At 40.1% G+C, this 17367-nt stretch carries 15 protein-coding genes and 1 tRNA gene; 14 read left to right on the top strand and 2 right to left on the bottom strand.

The features are described 5' to 3' along the window. Positions 1–24: 24 nt before the first annotated feature. From epsC to PHEP_RS11705, 3 genes are read left to right on the top strand one after another with little or no spacing between them, the layout of a single operon-like run. On the top strand, positions 25–837 hold the full coding sequence (gene epsC / locus PHEP_RS11715) for a serine O-acetyltransferase EpsC (protein ID WP_015808179.1): 813 nt from the start codon (positions 25–27) through the stop codon (positions 835–837). A 2-nt stretch (positions 838–839) separates the two neighbouring features. Further along, on the top strand, positions 840–1712 hold the full coding sequence (gene cysM, locus PHEP_RS11710; protein WP_015808178.1) for a cysteine synthase CysM: 873 nt from the start codon (positions 840–842) through the stop codon (positions 1710–1712). Positions 1713–1739: 27 nt separating this feature from the next. Next, positions 1740–2996: a murein hydrolase activator EnvC family protein gene (locus PHEP_RS11705; protein WP_015808177.1), complete on the top strand. Its 1257-nt coding sequence runs from the start codon at positions 1740–1742 to the stop codon at positions 2994–2996. 9 nt (positions 2997–3005) lie between these two features. On the opposite strand, the gene PHEP_RS11700 is transcribed toward PHEP_RS11705, so the two are convergent. Continuing rightward, the gene (locus tag PHEP_RS11700) at positions 3006–3647 is read right to left on the bottom strand and encodes a DUF6266 family protein (RefSeq protein ID WP_015808176.1); all 642 of its coding nucleotides are present in this window, start codon (positions 3645–3647) and stop codon (positions 3006–3008) included. A gap of 2 nt (positions 3648–3649) precedes the next feature. After that, positions 3650–4312, bottom strand: coding sequence for a DUF6266 family protein (locus tag PHEP_RS11695; RefSeq protein ID WP_015808175.1), 663 nt, complete (start codon positions 4310–4312; stop codon positions 3650–3652). 360 nt (positions 4313–4672) lie between these two features. Here PHEP_RS11695 and PHEP_RS11690 point away from each other — a divergent pair, with 360 nt between their 5' ends. From PHEP_RS11690 to PHEP_RS11640, 11 genes are all read left to right on the top strand, one after another. Beyond that, positions 4673–5350: a pseudouridine synthase gene (locus PHEP_RS11690; RefSeq protein ID WP_015808174.1), complete on the top strand. Its 678-nt coding sequence runs from the start codon at positions 4673–4675 to the stop codon at positions 5348–5350. Between the two features lie 198 nt (positions 5351–5548). Then, positions 5549–6979, top strand: a complete 1431-nt coding sequence (gene dnaA / locus PHEP_RS11685) for a chromosomal replication initiator protein DnaA (protein ID WP_015808173.1) — start codon at positions 5549–5551, stop codon at positions 6977–6979. A 135-nt stretch (positions 6980–7114) separates the two neighbouring features. Beyond that, a tRNA-Glu gene (locus PHEP_RS11680) sits at positions 7115–7186 on the top strand. Positions 7187–7293: 107 nt separating this feature from the next. Beyond that, positions 7294–7896 (top strand): RNA polymerase sigma factor, encoded by a 603-nt coding sequence (locus PHEP_RS11675; RefSeq protein WP_015808172.1) that lies wholly within the window; start codon positions 7294–7296, stop codon positions 7894–7896. 184 nt (positions 7897–8080) lie between these two features. After that, complete coding sequence (locus tag PHEP_RS11670; RefSeq protein WP_015808171.1) at positions 8081–9118, top strand: FecR family protein; 1038 nt, start codon at positions 8081–8083, stop codon at positions 9116–9118. A 193-nt stretch (positions 9119–9311) separates the two neighbouring features. Continuing rightward, complete coding sequence (locus PHEP_RS11665) at positions 9312–9863, top strand: carboxypeptidase-like regulatory domain-containing protein (RefSeq protein ID WP_143715736.1); 552 nt, start codon at positions 9312–9314, stop codon at positions 9861–9863. Between the two features lie 101 nt (positions 9864–9964). Then, positions 9965–10534 (top strand): TlpA family protein disulfide reductase, encoded by a 570-nt coding sequence (locus PHEP_RS11660; protein WP_015808169.1) that lies wholly within the window; start codon positions 9965–9967, stop codon positions 10532–10534. A 1-nt stretch (position 10535) separates the two neighbouring features. Beyond that, on the top strand, positions 10536–13793 hold the full coding sequence (locus PHEP_RS11655; protein WP_015808168.1) for a SusC/RagA family TonB-linked outer membrane protein: 3258 nt from the start codon (positions 10536–10538) through the stop codon (positions 13791–13793). 22 nt (positions 13794–13815) lie between these two features. Then, on the top strand, positions 13816–15180 hold the full coding sequence (locus PHEP_RS11650) for a RagB/SusD family nutrient uptake outer membrane protein (RefSeq protein WP_015808167.1): 1365 nt from the start codon (positions 13816–13818) through the stop codon (positions 15178–15180). Between the two features lie 489 nt (positions 15181–15669). Next, complete coding sequence (locus PHEP_RS11645; protein ID WP_015808165.1) at positions 15670–16548, top strand: SDR family oxidoreductase; 879 nt, start codon at positions 15670–15672, stop codon at positions 16546–16548. A 32-nt stretch (positions 16549–16580) separates the two neighbouring features. Then, positions 16581–17345, top strand: a complete 765-nt coding sequence (locus tag PHEP_RS11640) for an SDR family NAD(P)-dependent oxidoreductase (protein WP_015808164.1) — start codon at positions 16581–16583, stop codon at positions 17343–17345. Positions 17346–17367 lie beyond the last annotated feature (22 nt).

Here is a 17367-nt window from a genome sequence, read left to right as displayed (position 1 = left end):
ACTGAGCTTTTAATCGCAACTAAAATGAACGAGGAATTTTATCTTCATATTTTTAATAAACAAAACAGCATTGAGCCCGTACCTTCAAATCAGGAGATTGCAGAATGGCTCATTAACCTGATGAACTTATTGTATCCTGAACGTTTAACCACACCAGATTATTCGGTAAACGAAATTAAACGGATGTTTTTAAGACAGGAAAAGGAGTTGATTACCATACTAAATTCAACCAAAGCATGCGAACATTGTAACAATGAACTGATTGTGGCCAATTTCTTTAATGAACTTCCGGAGCTTTACAGGAAAATGAATACTGACATAACAGCTATGTTAAACGGAGATCCTGCTGCTAAAAGTGAATTTGAAGTGATCAGAAGTTATCCTGGATTTCTGGCTATAGCCTTATACCGTATTGCGCATGCATTGTTAAAAGCTGACGTTCCATTGATTCCAAGGATCATGACTGAGTATGCGCACTCTTTGACAGGCATAGACATTCATCCCGGTGCTGTAATAGGTGAATATCTGTATATAGATCATGGTACAGGTTTGGTTATAGGCGAAACAACTGTAATTGGAAATCATGTTAAATTATACCAGGGGGTAACATTAGGCGCTTTAAGTGTAGAAAAATACATGAGAGATATCAAGCGCCATCCAACTATAGACGACCATGTAATCATTTATTCGGGTGCAACAATACTAGGAGGTGAAACTCATATTGGTGCCCATTCCATAATTGGGGGAAATGTATGGCTTACCAAAAGTGTTCCACCAAGGTCAACGGTATACCACCAATCGTCAGTAAAAGTTATAGAAACAAAAGATCCAAAATAAACATGGGAAATATTGTAGAATTTGTGGGGAATACACCCCTTGTAGAGATCAGTAAATTGAATCCAAACCCTGATGTAAGGATATTTGCAAAGCTTGAAGGAAATAATCCGGGTGGAAGTGTAAAAGACAGGGCCGCATTAAACATGATCCGCAGTGCAATGGAACGTGGCGAAATTAAAAAAGGAACAAAGTTAATTGAAGCAACAAGTGGGAATACAGGTATAGCACTGGCCATGATTGCCAGTATTTATGACCTGGAGATTGAGCTGGTTATGCCGGCAAGCTCTACCCGTGAACGGACATTGACTATGGAAGCTTTTGGGGCTAAAGTAACTTTATTAGAATCTATAGAGGTATGCCGCGACTATGCGGAAGAACAGCGCGATAAGAACGGCTACTTTTTACTGGACCAGTTTGCCAATCCCGATAATTATCTGGCCCATTATAAAACTACCGGACCGGAAATCTGGCGCGATACCAATCAGCAGATTACCCACTTTGTAAGTTCTATGGGTACTACCGGCAGTATTATGGGCAATTCTATGTTTTTAAAGGAACAGAATCCCAATATACAGATTATTGGTTGTCAGCCAACTGAAGAATCTTCTATACCGGGCATCAGGCGCTGGCCGGCTGCTTATCTGCCAAAAATATTTGATGCAAGCAGGGTAGACCGCATAATGGATGTTTCACAGCAGGAAGCTACAGAGAAGGCACGTGAACTGGCCAGAGTTGAAGGGATTTTTGCCGGAATGAGCAGCGGAGGAGCACTGGCCTGTTCATTGAACTTGGCAAATGAACTGAAATCGGGCATGATTGTATTTATTGCTTGTGACCGTGGTGACAGATATTTGAGCAGCGACTTGTTTGGATAGGTTTAATCTGCTATTTTTGGTTATACGATGAAGCTACTACAGAGATTATTTTTACTATTCCTTTTTATTTGTGTTACTACTGTTGCATTAGCACAAACCAGTGCAGAGCTTAGAAGAAATAAAGAAGCCATACAACGGGAAATCGATTTGTTGCAAAGGAACCTTAATGAAACTTCGAGCACTAAAAGGCTTACCATGGGCCAGATCAGGGCTATTAACTCGAAGATCAGGCTGATGCAGAATAAAATTTCGATCATTAATTCTGAAGTTAAAAACCTGGATAACCAGATCCATGAAAATACGAACGAAGTTCATTCTTTAAAAAGTCAGCTTGGCCAGCTGAAGAACGAATATGCAGGAATGGTACGGTTTGCCCAGCGCAACAGGAATGCTTATGAAAAGATGATGTTTATTTTTGCATCCGATAATTTTAACCAGGCCTATAAAAGAATTAAATATTTCCAGCAATTTGGGCAATACCGTAAAAAACAAGCTGATTATATACAGGGTACCCAGAAAAAGATAGAATACAAAATTGTGGTATTGGATAAAAACCTGAAAGAGAAAAGCAATTTATTGACAGAACAGCAGCAGGAGAAAGTAAAACTGGGCAAAAATAAAACAGAACAGGCCCAGATGCTGAACCAGATCAGCCGTCAGGAAAAACAATTCAGACAGGACATTGCAGCGCGTAAGCGTAAACAGGCTGAAATTGACCGGGCCATCAGATCGGCCATACAGCGTGAAATTGAACTGGCCCGAAAAAAAGCTGAAGAAGAAGAACGGCTTGCCGCTCAAAAGGCTATAGCAGAAGGCCGGCCTGTGCCTGTAGCAAAAGAAAAAACGAACAGTAGTTATTTAACGGCTTCACCTGAATCGGCAAAACTATCTGCTGGTTTTGAAAATAACAGGGGCCGGTTGCCATGGCCTGTTGGACAGTATTCTATTGTAGAGCGGTTTGGTAACCACACAGAAGGGCAGGCCAACTATACCAATGATGGCATCAATATTTTAACAGAACAGGGAGCTGCAGTGAAAGCCGTATTTGAAGGGGAAGTTTTATTTGTACGGGAATTATATGGCACCTATATCGTAGCATTAAGGCACGGGGATTATTTTACCATTTATCAGAATTTAAAAACGGTTAGTGTAGCCAAAGGCAATAAGGTTGAAACCAAACAAACGTTAGGTGTGGTTGCTTCAAAAGAAGATGGCCCTGTTTTGCATTTTGAGATCATGAGGGGGCAGACCAAACTGAATCCTGAAGCCTGGATTGCTAAATAATTTTAACAATTAAGCTACCACCACCAGTTCCCCAACATACAAGCTATCCCCCTGCAATTTTCCATTGGCCGAAGCAAAGCTCATGTAGCAATGCACCTTGTCACCCGGAAAATCTACAGGCAATTGGATTACAAAACTTTGAGCATACCGGTTCACTTTACCCTGTAAAATAACCGCCATGTCCTTCACAGGATGATACACCAGAAAACTGCCCAGATCGGTATACTGGCAATAGGCCGACTGCTTCTGGGCCTGCCAGCTAAAAGTGATCTTTCCATCCGCTGAGCTTACCTGCGCCCCTTCAGGGCCAACCACATGCCCCCTGCTGTACACCATTTTTGGATAGTTGATCAAAAAACTGTCGCCATCTTTAACAAAAGCCCGGTCGGCATTGTAAGAATAAGCTTCATTTACCGGGCTGTTGTGCTTTACATAAGCCTTAAAACCTACATTTACCAACAGCTTAATTCTTTTTAAAAAGCTATTTAGCAGGCCAAACTTAAGGCGCGCCTCCGTTTGCGCCGGCGTAGGCGGCTTATTGCTCGTATGCGGAAGAGGGAGCAGCAGATCCTGGCCCATATGGTGGCGGCCAACTGCCGGCCCTACTTTATTGCGGAAGGGACCAAGGATCCCCGATCTTTGTATACCCATGCTTATGAATTTAAGGTTTCAGCTGTTTCGGGGTTAAAATACCCGGTATAAGTACTGTCAGCCAGCTGTTTCCTGTTGGCAGCAATAAAAGAGATATAGGTTTCCATGTATTTACCCTGCATACTAGGCGGAATTTCCAGCACATCACTGCCCGATAACCTGCTGTTGCCAAAAAGGTTAAAGTATACCTTTTCCTCTGTAGGGAAATAGGCCAGCATCATCACCTGGTCGGTAGCTTCCGGCCAGGGCATTTCCGGGTCGGTATCCCAGCTGTACTGCAAGCCAATTTCGGTTGGCGTTACCAGCCAGTTTTGTGCAGGCATTAAAGGGCCTGTGCTCACCTGGAGCCGGTCGTAAGCAATTTCCAGATCGGGATATATTCCTTTGATGATGTTCTTTTTGTTGGCTTTGGTGGCTTCATTAAAAGCATTGTCCTTAGTTTTAATGGCAGCTACGCTAAAGCCCGTATTGATGAAGCCCTTCAAACGGCTGAGCACTGCGCTGCACATTTTGGTTGCCAGCCTGGATTCGAGTTGTAATAAAGTAGGAGGTTTGGTGGTTTTACCAATTAAACGCGATACATTTTTGCCATTCAGCATGTAATACACCACATTCCCTAATTTGCCCTTGTGGTTACCACCAGGGCCGTTTTCTGCAATAGCCATCGCTAATATTTGGTTAGATTATAATCACCTTCAATAACAGGCGATTATAAAGATAGCATTAAATCAAGAGAAGCCTTACTAAAGGGTTTTATATGACGACATAGTGACAATTAAATAATTATAATATGAATACATAATTGTAATACTATTAAAATACCCTTGAGATACCGTTGGAATACCATATATGGTATTCCAACGGTATCTCAAGGGTAAGTGAAAGGTAACTTAAAGGTATTTTAATTCTGTATTCATTATGTTTTAATATTGTTATTACTATATCTTTATATGCTACCCTGTAAGAGGGCATTAGAATGGGTAGGGCATAATAGAGAAAAGCCTTACCTTTGTGTAAAAAAGTAAATGCTTGAAATTGTATATCAGGACGACCATTTAATTGCCATCAATAAACCACATGGATTACTGGTACACCGGTCATCGATAGCCAATGATGCGAAAGAGTTTGCATTACAGTTGCTCAGAGACCAGGTAAACAGGCATGTTAGCCCAGTACACCGACTGGACAGGAAAACCGGGGGATTATTGCTTTTCGCTTTTGAGAAGGATGTGGAAACCGCAATGCAGCAGAAATTTATGAATGGGGAAGTACAAAAAAAATACCTGGCTGTACTGCGTGGTTATGCACCCGATCAGATGGCTATCGATTATCCGCTTGCCAAAGAGAACGGGACGATACAGGAGGCATTTACTGCTTTTGTTACTTTAAAGCGTGCAGAGCTGGATATTGCTTTTGGAAAGCATCCTACTTCCAGGTATTCACTGGTTGAGGCCAGTCCAACAACAGGACGTATGCACCAGCTGCGCAAGCACTTTGCACATATATTCTATCCGATAATAGGGGACCGTAAACATGGCTGTAACAAGCAGAATAAATTTTTTAAAGAGACCTGGGACATGACTACAATGTTGCTCCACGCATCGGAATTGACGTTTTTGCACCCGGTTACCGGTAAACAAGTGCAGCTGAAAGCTTCGGTACAGACCGAATTTTTGAGGGTGATGGACTTGATGAAATGGTAAAAGCTTTTAGACACAAAAAGAGTTATCCACAGGAGTTGGGATAAACAAGAATTCTATTCTTTTGCTGCTTAAGGAGTTATAAAAAAGGTCAGATTTTCCCTCCGAATGTTGGTAAATTTTACCATCTTCGCATCCCCGAACAACAAGGTTTACCTGTTGTTTTATTATTAACAAAACCATAAAATATTAAAGAAAAATATGCAAATCACTTGTACACAAGTATGGAATAACTGTCTCCAGATTATAAAGGATAATATCCCGGCCCAGAGCTTCAAAACCTGGTTCGAACCGATATCTGCCCTTAAGCTGGAAGATAAGGTTTTAACTGTGCAGGTACCCAGCTTATTTTTCTACGAATGGCTGGAAGAACATTATGTTGGTCTGTTGCGTAAAACAGTAAAGCAGCAGCTGGGTGATGAAGGCAGGCTGGAATACAATATAGTGGTAGACAAATCGAGTAACGGAGCTTTGCCGTATACGACTAATATGCCATCTAACGGAAATGGTGCAGGCAACAAGAAACAGTCTATGCCAGTTCCGGTAAACATCAACAGGGACATCAAAAATCCGTTTGTGATTCCAGGGCTGAAGAAAATGAACGTAGATCCACAATTGAACCCTGGTTATACATTTGAAGCTTATGTTGAGGGCGACTGTAATCGTTTGGCAAGATCGGCCGGACATGCTGTAGCAGCTAAGCCTGGTGCTACCTCATTCAATCCCCTGATGATTTATGGTTCTTCAGGTTTAGGAAAAACCCACCTGGCACAGGCCATCGGTAACGAGATCAGGAGAAACCTGCCGGATAAACTGGTGATCTATGTGTCATGTGAGAAGTTTTGCCAGCAATTTGTTGAATCGTTAAAGAACAACACCATTAATGATTTTGTGAACTTTTACCAGGCTATGGATGTGATCATCATGGACGATGTACATAACTTTGCAGGCAAAGAAAAAACACAGGATATCTTTTTCCATATTTTTAACCATTTGCATCAGTCGGGCAAGCAGATCATCATTACTTCTGATAAGGCGCCTAAAGATTTGTCTGGATTGGAAGAAAGGTTGTTGAGCCGTTTTAAATGGGGGCTTTCTGCAGATTTGCAGGTACCTGAACTGGAAACAAGAATTGCTATCTTAAGAAAAAAAATGTATGCTGATGGCATAGATTTACCTGATGAAGTGGTAGAGTACGTAGCACATAATATTGATAATAATGTTCGGGAACTGGAAGGGGCAATGGTTTCTTTACTGGCACAATCGACCATGAACAGGAAGGAAATAGATTTGCAACTGGCTAAATCTATGCTCAAAAATTTCATTAAAAATACGACTAAAGAGGTTTCCATTGATTACATACAGAAACTGGTTTGTGACTATTTTGAAGTTCCGGTTCATTTGCTTAAAGCGCCAACCCGTAAACGTGAGGTAGTGCAGGCCCGCCAGATTTCGATGTACCTGGCCAAAGGCATGACCAAAAGCTCTTTAAAAACCATTGGTGCATTTTTTGGAGGGCGAGACCACTCTACAGTGATTTATGCCTGCCAAACTGTAGAAGACCTGATACAGACGGATAAGAAATTCAGGGCTTATGTAAATGACATTGAGAAGAAATTAAAAATGAACTAATGTTTGTTTTAGCGTAAATGCAACAGGATCAGAATGATCGGAAAGAGAGGCTAGGTTTTGATTAAAAACTTTCAAAAAAAGTTTGGACGATTAAAGTAGAATATTACCTTTGCAGCGCAAAAAAGCCGTAATAATGGCCCGCTCGTCTACCGGTTAGGACGCCAGATTTTCATTCTGGAAATAGGGGTTCGATTCCCCTGCGGGCTACGATAAGGGAAAGAGGTTGTAAATCATCTTCTTTCCCTTTTTTTGCGCCTTCTAATTGATTTTTTAGTTGCCGAATATTTAATTAACTTTCTCCACTTTTTACTTGTATGGCAAATAAAACTTCTTTGGATGAGCAGGAACTTCTTTTAGCATTAAAAAAAGGAGAGGTGGCCGCTTTTGAGGAGATTTATAAGCGATATAAGCAACGCCTAGCTGTGAACTTTCTCAAATTACTTCGATCTGAAGAACTTGCTCAGGATGCGCTGCAGGATCTGTTTATAAAAATTTGGACCCTAAGAAAAAGCATAGATCCTGATAAATCCTTTCAAGCATATCTCTTTAAAATTGCGCAAAACATCGTCTTTGATTTTTACAGGAAAGCGGCAAGAGATAAAAAGATGCAGTTGCAGATGCTTTTGGAAAATGAGGATTTCTATAGCCATATTGAGGAAAATCTAGCAAGTAAAGATAATATTTCACTTGTACATGAGCTCATCGCCCAGCTTCCACCGCAGCAGCAAAAAGTTTTTACAATGTTTAAACTAGAAGAAAAAAGCTACAAGGAAATCAGCATTCTTTTAGGTATTAGTCCTTCAACTATTAATAAGCATGTTCATCAGGCCAATAAGGTCATTAAAGCGGAGCTGCAAAGTCGGATAGATATTCAATTTGTAATTATCTTATCTGCATTACTAGCTAGCACTAATTAATACAGTACAGAAGCAGTTTTCTGTTCACTTTATCTAGCACTTCGTCAATTCTACGCCACGTCACCTGTTAAAGTGATCCCTTATTTAATTTATTTCAACAAAAATGCTTTTGGTATAGATACTTTTTTTTTCTAGTGCGTATAAGTAGATAATTGCCATTAGGTAAACCCTATAATTTTGTGAAATGGAAGATCAAAAAGAAAAGCCAACATTATTGTTCCAAAAATTTTTGGAAGGAAAATGCAATGCGATAGAGCTTCAAGTTTTGCTGGATCATTTCAATGTGCATGATATTAATGAGGGATTGAAGGATTTGGTGAGTAAAGAGCTTCTGTCCAATGAAATAACAGACCAGCTTATACAGATGAAAGTAGATCGTATTATTCATGAAACTGATAAGGAAATAAGAGGGATTAAAAACCGTGACCAAAAACTTCCAAAAATTGCAAAAATAGATTTATCCAATTGGAAATGGTTGAGTACCATCGCTGCGGCAGTTCTAATAATCACCTTTGGAATTTTAAATTTCAGTCAAATTTTGCCCATTAAAGGACAACTGGCGCATACTGAAGTGCCTAATAGCAAAGTAATCTCGGTTATCCTTGCCGATGGGAGTAAAATCACCTTAAACGCAGGGAGTAAATTGAGTTACCCAAAACAGTTCAAAGGGAGAACTAGAGAGGTGTTTTTGGAAGGAGAGGCGATGTTCGAAGTCGCAAGAGATATCAAAAAACCCTTTATAGTACATTCAGGAAATTTACGTACAACGGTGTTGGGTACCAGTTTTAATATCAAAGCTTATAAAGGAGACGAAAGAATTCAGGTTACAGTAATCAGCGGAAAGGTAAATGTGGTGGAGACTGCAACTGGGCGCAATGTAAACCTTGTGCCAGATGAACGGGTCGTTTTCAATGCTAAAACTGCTGGATTTGATTTACAGCGCATTCCAAGTGCAGAAAATGCGACTAAATGGAAGAATGGCCGACTGTCCTTCGATGATACACGGTTCGATGAGGTTGTCCAGGAGTTTACAAGGAAATACGGACTGGAAGTTGTGCTGGAAAATTCTGCAATCGCTAATTGTAGGGTCACTATGGTATTTAATCAGGAACATCCTGACGAAATCCTTAAGATCTTGGCAGCCCTTGCTAATGCCGGATATAAAAAAGAAGGTGGTAAAATTATCTTTTACGGAACCGGCTGCCCTGATGAAAATAATTAAAAATATCAACTAAAAACTAAACCAATGAACAAAAAAAGACCACCTATATAAAAAGAAGAGCTGAATATAGTTCTCACCTATATCCAGCTCAATTTTATCCATAGGCGAGGCCTTTGGATAGAATAACCAGATTAGTTCTTAAGGCCGATTAGGTTATCCATTGTATTCACAACGATCAAATATATGACAAATTTTGAAACTATTTTCATATCCAAGTCGTGCCATGAAATGGAAGCTTAAGGTAACTTTAATGCTATTTACCCTATTGCTATCAACACTGGGCAACGCATATGGACAGGTTGATTTAAGCCAGAAATTAACAATACCTGCTAAAAAAATGAGCTTTAGGGCTACTTTAAAAGTATTAAGCAGGTTAGCTAAAGTAGATTTTGCGTACAACAGCGCTAATATGCCACTAGATGAAAGATTGATATTGGTTGCGCATGAGCAAACGCTTGATTCGATCCTCAAAGGTATTAGCGCTCAATTGAAGATTAATTTTAGTGTGATTGGTAATACTATCTTGATTGATAAGCTAAGGGAAAACAGCCAGCCAAAAGAACAAAAATTCAACTACAAAACCATTGATGATCCTTTGAATCGAAGGTACATCATTACTGGGATTGTGCTTGATGCAGAAACAGATCTGCCGTTGGAGGATGTTATAGTTAGTTTAAATCGAAATAACATCAAAGTCAAGACCGATAAGGAAGGTAGGTTTACTATATATATACCCTATAAGTAATATGTAGTACTCCTTCTTGGCTGCATCCTCCAAATTAAATGAATAGGTTTTATGTCTAAAGGGTATGCCATGTTTTGTGGAAACTTTTTAACCAATTAACGATGAAAAAATTAATAATAATAATATTTCTGGGGTGCTTTATATTTAAGTGCTTTGGGCAAAAAGAGTTCGAGGCAACCTCTCCAAACTATGGTAATGTTCCGATATTGATCGGCGAGAAAGTTCCCGACCTGACCTTTTTGCATGTACTCAATGGGGAGAAAAAACCGCTTTCGCTTTCTTCTTTTAAAGGGAAGGCTGTGATCCTTGATTTCTGGGGAACCTGGTGCGGGAGTTGTATCAGCAGTTTTCCCAAAATGGATGAACTGCAAAAAAAATATAGCAAATATCTGCAAATCTTGCTTGTCGATGACTCTATGGTTGATACGCTTGAAAATACAACTGCTTTTGTGCAGCAGCATGAGCAGGATGGAGAAATATTTACAATTCCAATAATTTGGGATAAGGGATTTACCCCAATTCTCTTTCCGCACATGAGCTTTCCACACTATGTTTGGATTGGGGCTGATAGGAGGGTTAAAGCCATTACTGATGGTACACATTTCACTGAGGCAAACTTTGAGCGTTTTTTTGCTGGGCTTGAGTTAAATTTAAAACTTAAAGAACGGTAATATGAAAAACTATAGTGAATTTCTTGATTTCTATGGGAGATCATTCTTAAATGTGCTGTTATTTTTTATTTTGTTTTTTAGTACTGTTTGTTGCTCTTCTACACTTGCACAAAAACTTAAGGTTCCTATACAACTTCCTGGAAAAGTGGTTGTGCCGGATGCACAGGCCAACCAGGTTTATGTCAGATCAAAGAACTCTGGCGCATTGAGGACCGACTCTGTCGGTAATTTCAAATATGAAGTTAGGGCATTCCCCGACACTTTACGTTTTTCGAGATCTGACCTATTTCCAGTAATCAGGATTCTACGCAGTGAAAGTGATGTTTCTGAGCCCCTTGTTGTACGAATGATACAACAAGTTAAGCAGCTGGATCAAGTGGAGATTAGTACAGGATACCAGAAAGTAAAGCCTAATGAAACTAATGGAACAGTTTCGGTTATTGATTCTAGGATGCTCAATGCTAGAACGGGGACCAACATACTTGATAGGCTTCTGGGGCAAAGTTCTGGTCTTCTTCTGAACACAGGAAAATCTAATGCAAATCCGCAGAACAAAACAGGAATTTCAATCAGGGGGCTCGGAACAATAAACGGCCCGCTCGATCCGCTAATCGTTTTAGATGGTTTTATCTATGAAGGAGATATAAACAATATCAATCCATTCGATATTGAAAGTGTATCGATTCTTAAAGATGCTTCAGCAACTTCAATTTGGGGCGCTAGGGCTGGAAACGGTGTTATTGTACTAAGTTCAAAAAAAGCGCGGCTAAATCAGTCGCTGAACATATCTTTTTCTGCCAATGCCACCGTGCGAAGTATGGTTGATTTAAAAAGTTTAAAGCAGGGGGCTACTACTGATGTATTGGATGTCGAACGATTCCTTTTTGATAAGGGATATTTTGACGCTAGGATATCTAACGGATATGCTTCTCTTTCCCCTGCTGTTGAGTTGTTTTTAGCTCAGCGGAACGGGAAGATAAGTGCTGCTCAACTGGAGACCGGACTTGATGTACTCAGATCTACAGATATACAGCAGGATTGGCAAAAAGAGTTTTACACTAATGCTCTTACCCAACAATACGCGGTGAACCTTAGATTAGGTACGTCAAAAAATACTCAGTCTGTTACCGCTGGTTTCGACCGTGGCTACGATGAGAGTTATGCTGGATCAAAAAAGTATAATTTGCGATATGCACAAGAAACTTTACTTACGCCTAGACTTTCCTTCTCCACCTCGATAAGTTTGACGTTTGCAACTGGTAGTTCGGGTCGCCCAACCTATGGTTCACTACTGATTGCCGGAAGACAAGGATATGCTCCCTTGAGAGATGCAGCTGGAAATCCGCTTTCATGGGCTCGTGAATTTAGGTCTGCTTATACAGATACCGCGGGAGCTGGAAAGCTACAGGACTGGAATTATTATCCGACAGAAGAATACAAACATGCTATAACATCTTTTGACCGGCAGGAAATTCTTGGATCAGCTAGCATGCGTTATAAAGTGCTGGACTTTCTAAATGTAGAGGCCAGTTATCAGCGTCAGAAGCAAAACTTATCTATACTCAATAACTCGGACGGGGAGAGTTTTGCATCCAGAAACTTAGTCAATTCTTTCAGCCAGTTCAATAGAACGACAGGTGTGATGAAGTATATTGTTCCGAAAGGTGGAAGCCTAAGGACGGATCGCCAGGAGGTCACATCTTCTACGGCTAGATTACAGGTAAACCTTGATAAAAATATAGGTGTGTCTTCGATCGGTTTTCTTGCAGGTGCGGAGGTTCGTGAAGCTCAGTCAATTGGTAGCGGAGATATTTTATATGGTTATTTGAATGATCCGCTTGTATACCAAATGGTGGATTTTGCAGGTAGCTATCCAAATTTTATTACAGGAAATGCTTTGGCTATACCGGGAGGCTCTGGTCTATCGAGTACACAGAATCGCTTCATTAGCTTCTATGGCAATGGATCGTATACGTACCGCGGCAAGTATCGTATTTCTAGTAGTATAAGAAGGGACGGCTCAAATGTTTTCGGGGCAAATACGAACGACAAATGGAAACCCCTTTGGTCAGTCGGTCTTGGCTGGTCTTTATCTCAAGAGTCTTTTTACAACATAACCTGGCTTCCTCAATTAAGGTTGTCGTTGACCTATGGCAAAAGCGGGAATGTTGATCTTTCCAAAACAGCATACGCCACTGGAACAATGGGTTCAAATTCTGCATCAACACTTCCTTTTGTGCGGATTTCGAGAATCAATAATCCAGACTTAAGATGGGAACAACTTTCACAGGTAAATCTAAAGGTGGATTTCAGCCTTAAAAATGATCGGTTGATGGGAAGTATCGCTCTATACCGCAAACATGGCTCGGATCTATATGGATCCTATCTATATGATTATACAACATGGGGAGCTTCTGCAGAATTGACCAGAAATGTCGCAGATATGGAAGGAAAGGGAGTGGATGCTGAACTACACAGCAGGAATATTTTGGGTAGTAGCTTTAAATGGTCAACCGATCTGTATTTTAGTATGAACAAGAGTAAGACAGTAAAATACTATTCGACGAATAATAGCCTTTCAGCGTTGTTAGGAGGTGGTAATACTATTACTCCAGTAGTTGGCCTTCCTCTTTATTCAATTTCGGGGTATAAATGGGGCGGACTTGATGGCGCAGGCAATCCTAGAGGTTATCTTAAGGGCAATCTCAGTACAGATTATTCGGCAATTGCTGCCGAGGGTCGTCTAAGTGCTGCAAATATAGAATATATAGGGCCTGCAAGTCCTACATGTTTTGGGTCGCTAATCAATTCCTTTAGCTACCACAATTTCACGCTTGCTTTTAATATTAGTTATAGACTTGGATATTTTGTTAAAAAGCGCTCGTTCAGTTCTTCGGACATCACCGGTTCTGGAGTGTTACATCCAGATTATTATTTGAGGTGGCAGCGCCCTGGCGATGAGGCTAACACGACTGTTCCTTCTTTTTTATACCCTTTGAATTCTTTGCGAGATAATTTTTATTCCAATGCCAGCGTAAATGTGATCCCTGCAGACAATATCCGGATTGATTATGTGAATATTGGTTATCATATCAGTGCGGAAAAATGGCGAATACCGTTCAGGACATTAGATTTATTTTTTAATGCAGCTAATGTTGGGTTGTTATGGAAAGCTAACAATTTTGGACTTGATCCTGACTACATGGATCAAATTCCCCAGACTAAGGGATATACTATAGGAATAAGGGGGAGTTTTTAACTGGTTGCAAAAAATATAAATTATGAAAATCAAAAATATTTTAACCTTGATGGCCTGTGTGGTTTATATAGGTTTATCTGCTGGATGCAAAAAATACTTAGAAGTAAAGTCTGATTCCAAGCTTTTAGTTCCCAGCAAGCTCAACGAAATCCAAGGGATATTGGACGATGTCGGTCAGATGAATAATCAAAGGACTCCAGCGTATGGCGAAACCTCAGCAGGAGATTTTTTTATACCTGAAATCGGTTCGCTTAATCAGTTGGTTAGAGATGTCTATGTCTGGAAAAAGGTTGATTACCGTTTTCCCAATGATTGGTCTGCAGGTTATCTACCTGTATTTAATGCAAACCTAAGTCTAGAATTGTTAAATAAGGTGCCTCGGGAGTTAAAGAACTCAACAGAATGGGATAATGTAAGAGGATCAGCACTTTTTTTTAGAAGTTATTATTTTTACCTTCTAACGACTCAGTTTGGACTTGGATATGATCCTTCATCTTCAAAAACTGATTTGGGAATTGTTCTTCGTCTAGGCTCAGACTTTAACGTGTCCTCGGTAAGGGCTACGGTAAGTGAAAGTCTACAGCAAGCTATAAGTGATGCGGTTGCGGCTTCAGAATTGCTGCCTGATGAACCACTGGTGCTAACCCGTCCCAGTAAGTCCGCGGCATATGCACAGCTATCTAGAATTTATCTATATATGCGTGATTATGAAAAGGCACTTTTCTATGCTGATAAGTGCCTAAAGATTAAGTCTGCCTTGATAGACTTTAATGCCGATGCCGACATCCTAGGATTGAGTCTAAACGTTCCTTTTAGAAAGTTTAATAAGGAAATTATTTTTTATAGTGAAATGAGTAATGGATTTTCGTTACAAGCGCCTAGTACAGCTCGAATTGATACACTTTTATATGCTTCATATGGAGCAAATGATCTGAGGAAGATTGCTTATTTTAGAGTTAATGGAATATATCGTCAATTTAAAGGGAGTTACAGTTCTAGTGCTTCGCTTTTGTTTACTGGATTAGCTACCGACGAGATTTACCTCAATAGAGCAGAATGTAGGGCATGGACGGGAGATCTAGATGGGGCTATGGCTGATCTGAATTTACTTCTCAAGAAAAGGTGGAAAAATACCGTCTCCTATATCCCTATTAATGCTAATGATAAGCCTGATGCGCTTAAAAAAATCCGTACGGAGCGCAGGAAAGAGCTTCTGATGCGAAATTTGCGTTGGGCGGATCTCAAGAGATATAATAAGGAGGGAGAGGGAATCAAGCTTGAGCGGTTGATCAATGGCGTCAGCTATTTTCTAGAACCGAATGATAAGTTTTATGCAATTCCATTGCCTTCCGATATTATTGAACTCACAGGTATTCCACAGAACTAAACAGTGGATTAGCAATAACAGCTCGTGATTAAATAAGTAGTAGTTAATAATAGTTAATTGATAACATGTGTAAGGACGGATGTCCGCACATGTTATTTTAGGTAACAAATGAAGATTATGTATTTTGCTTATCAAGATCATGATACCGTGGACAAACTTCAAATGTTACTTAGAAGGGAGAACAAACAGGTTTTTTGCAAAATCTCGTTTAGGGATGATGATATTGCTAAATAACTAATATAAATGGAATTCCATATTATATCTCTATAGGAACAAGGCAACGTCCGCTACGAAATAATCCAAAAAGAGCTAATTTTATGATTAGCTCTTTTGTTTTTTAATATGATTTTTCTTGTCCTGAGGATGTGGCCTATATTTTCTTCCATAAAATAATCAGGTATATATGCTTTTTGGCTACAACAAACTTCGTTTTGGCTACATCTGCCTTTTAGATACTTCACATCTTTGTATCATTAAAATGATTAAATTATGAAAGTATTTGTAACAGGCGCTTCGGGTTTTGTAGGGTCGGCGGTAGTAAAGGAACTTATCCATTCAGGGCATCAGGTAATAGGGCTTGCCCGTTCGGAGAAATCAGCTAAATCTATTCATGAAACTGGCGCCGAAGTATTGATGGGCAGCCTGGAGGATCTGGACGTATTGCAACAGGGAGCCTTGCAGGCAGACGGTATCATTCATACTGCTTTTATCCACGATTTCAATCAATATGCCAAAGCAAATGATACAGATAAAGCGGCCATTAATGCGATGGGTAATGTATTAATCGGGACTGAAAAGCCCATCATTATAACCGCAGGCATTTTAGGCTTGCCTAAATCAAATGGTTTTATTACTGAAAATGATAAGGCACGAAACTCGCCGAGAAGTTCAGAAATCACCGCTTTGGCATTGGCAGAAAAAGGGCTGAATGCTTCAGTGATACGTTTATCACCTTCAGTTCATGATGCTGATGATAAAGGTTTCATTCCGTTTATCATACAGCAGGCTCAAAAAAATGGTGTCTCTGCTTATCCTTTAGATGGCAGCAATCATTGGCCGGCAGTACATCGTATGGATGCCGCAACAATTTTCCGTTTGGCATTGGAACGGGCTGCTAAGGGAGCCTTGTATAATGCTGTAGCCGATAATGGTATTCCGGTAAAAGCAATTGCCGAGCTAATTGCTCATAAACTTAAACTTCCTTTGGTTTCCTTGTCAGGAGATGATCTGACCAAACATTTTGAATGGATGAGTGGTTTTATCAGTTTCGATAGTCCGGCTACAAACCTTGTAACACAGAGGCAATTGGGCTGGAAGCCAACCCATATTGGCTTGTTAGAAGACATGGAACAAAATTATTTCAATTAAAAAAGTCGAACTTTAATAAAAAAATTAAACAAATGAAAACAAGCAGCAAGATTGCCCTGGTTACTGGTGGAAGCCGTGGTTTGGGAAGAAATATAGCTTTGGCTATTGCTAAAAAGGGACTGGATGTTATGATTACCTACAACAGCAATAAGGAAGCTGCAGATGAAGTGGTAGCGGCCATTGAAAAAACCGGACAAAAAGCGAAAGCTTTTCAGCTGGATACCAGCAACACAAGACTTTTTGACGGTTTTATAAATGAGTTGACCGCTTACCTGAATCAAACTTACGAAAATCCAAACCTCGACTTCTTGGTCAACAATGCAGGAACAGCCTTGTATGCCCCGGCAACAGATACTACAGAAGAACAATTGGATGCCATTTTTAATATCCATTACAAAGGAGTGTTTTTTTTAATTCAGAAAATATTGCCTTTTATCAATGAGGGGGGTGGAATTGTAAACATATCTTCCGGACTTACACGAATTACTATGCCGGGATCTTCTGTGTATGGTTCTTTGAAAGCTGCAGTGGAAACGCTTACAAGATATTTGGCTAAAGAACTGGGACCAAAGAAAATACGTGTCAATGTGTTGGCTCCCGGTGCTATTGAAACTGATTTCGGCGGCGGTCGTGTTCGGGACAATAAAGATATAAACGAGCAAATTGCCGGTTTTACAGCTTTGGGGCGTGTTGGTGTGCCGGATGATATTGGGGGTGTTGTTGCCTTTTTGTGTAGTGATGAGGCCGGTTGGATCAATGGTCAACGTATAGAAGTTTCCGGCGGACAAGCCTTATAACACTTATCTGATCAATGTAAAT

It is taken from the genome of Pedobacter heparinus DSM 2366, assembly GCF_000023825.1.
GTDB lineage: Bacteria > Bacteroidota > Bacteroidia > Sphingobacteriales > Sphingobacteriaceae > Pedobacter > Pedobacter heparinus.
Note: the sequence above shows the minus strand (reverse complement) of the source record. Positions and strands in the feature narration are given on the sequence as shown.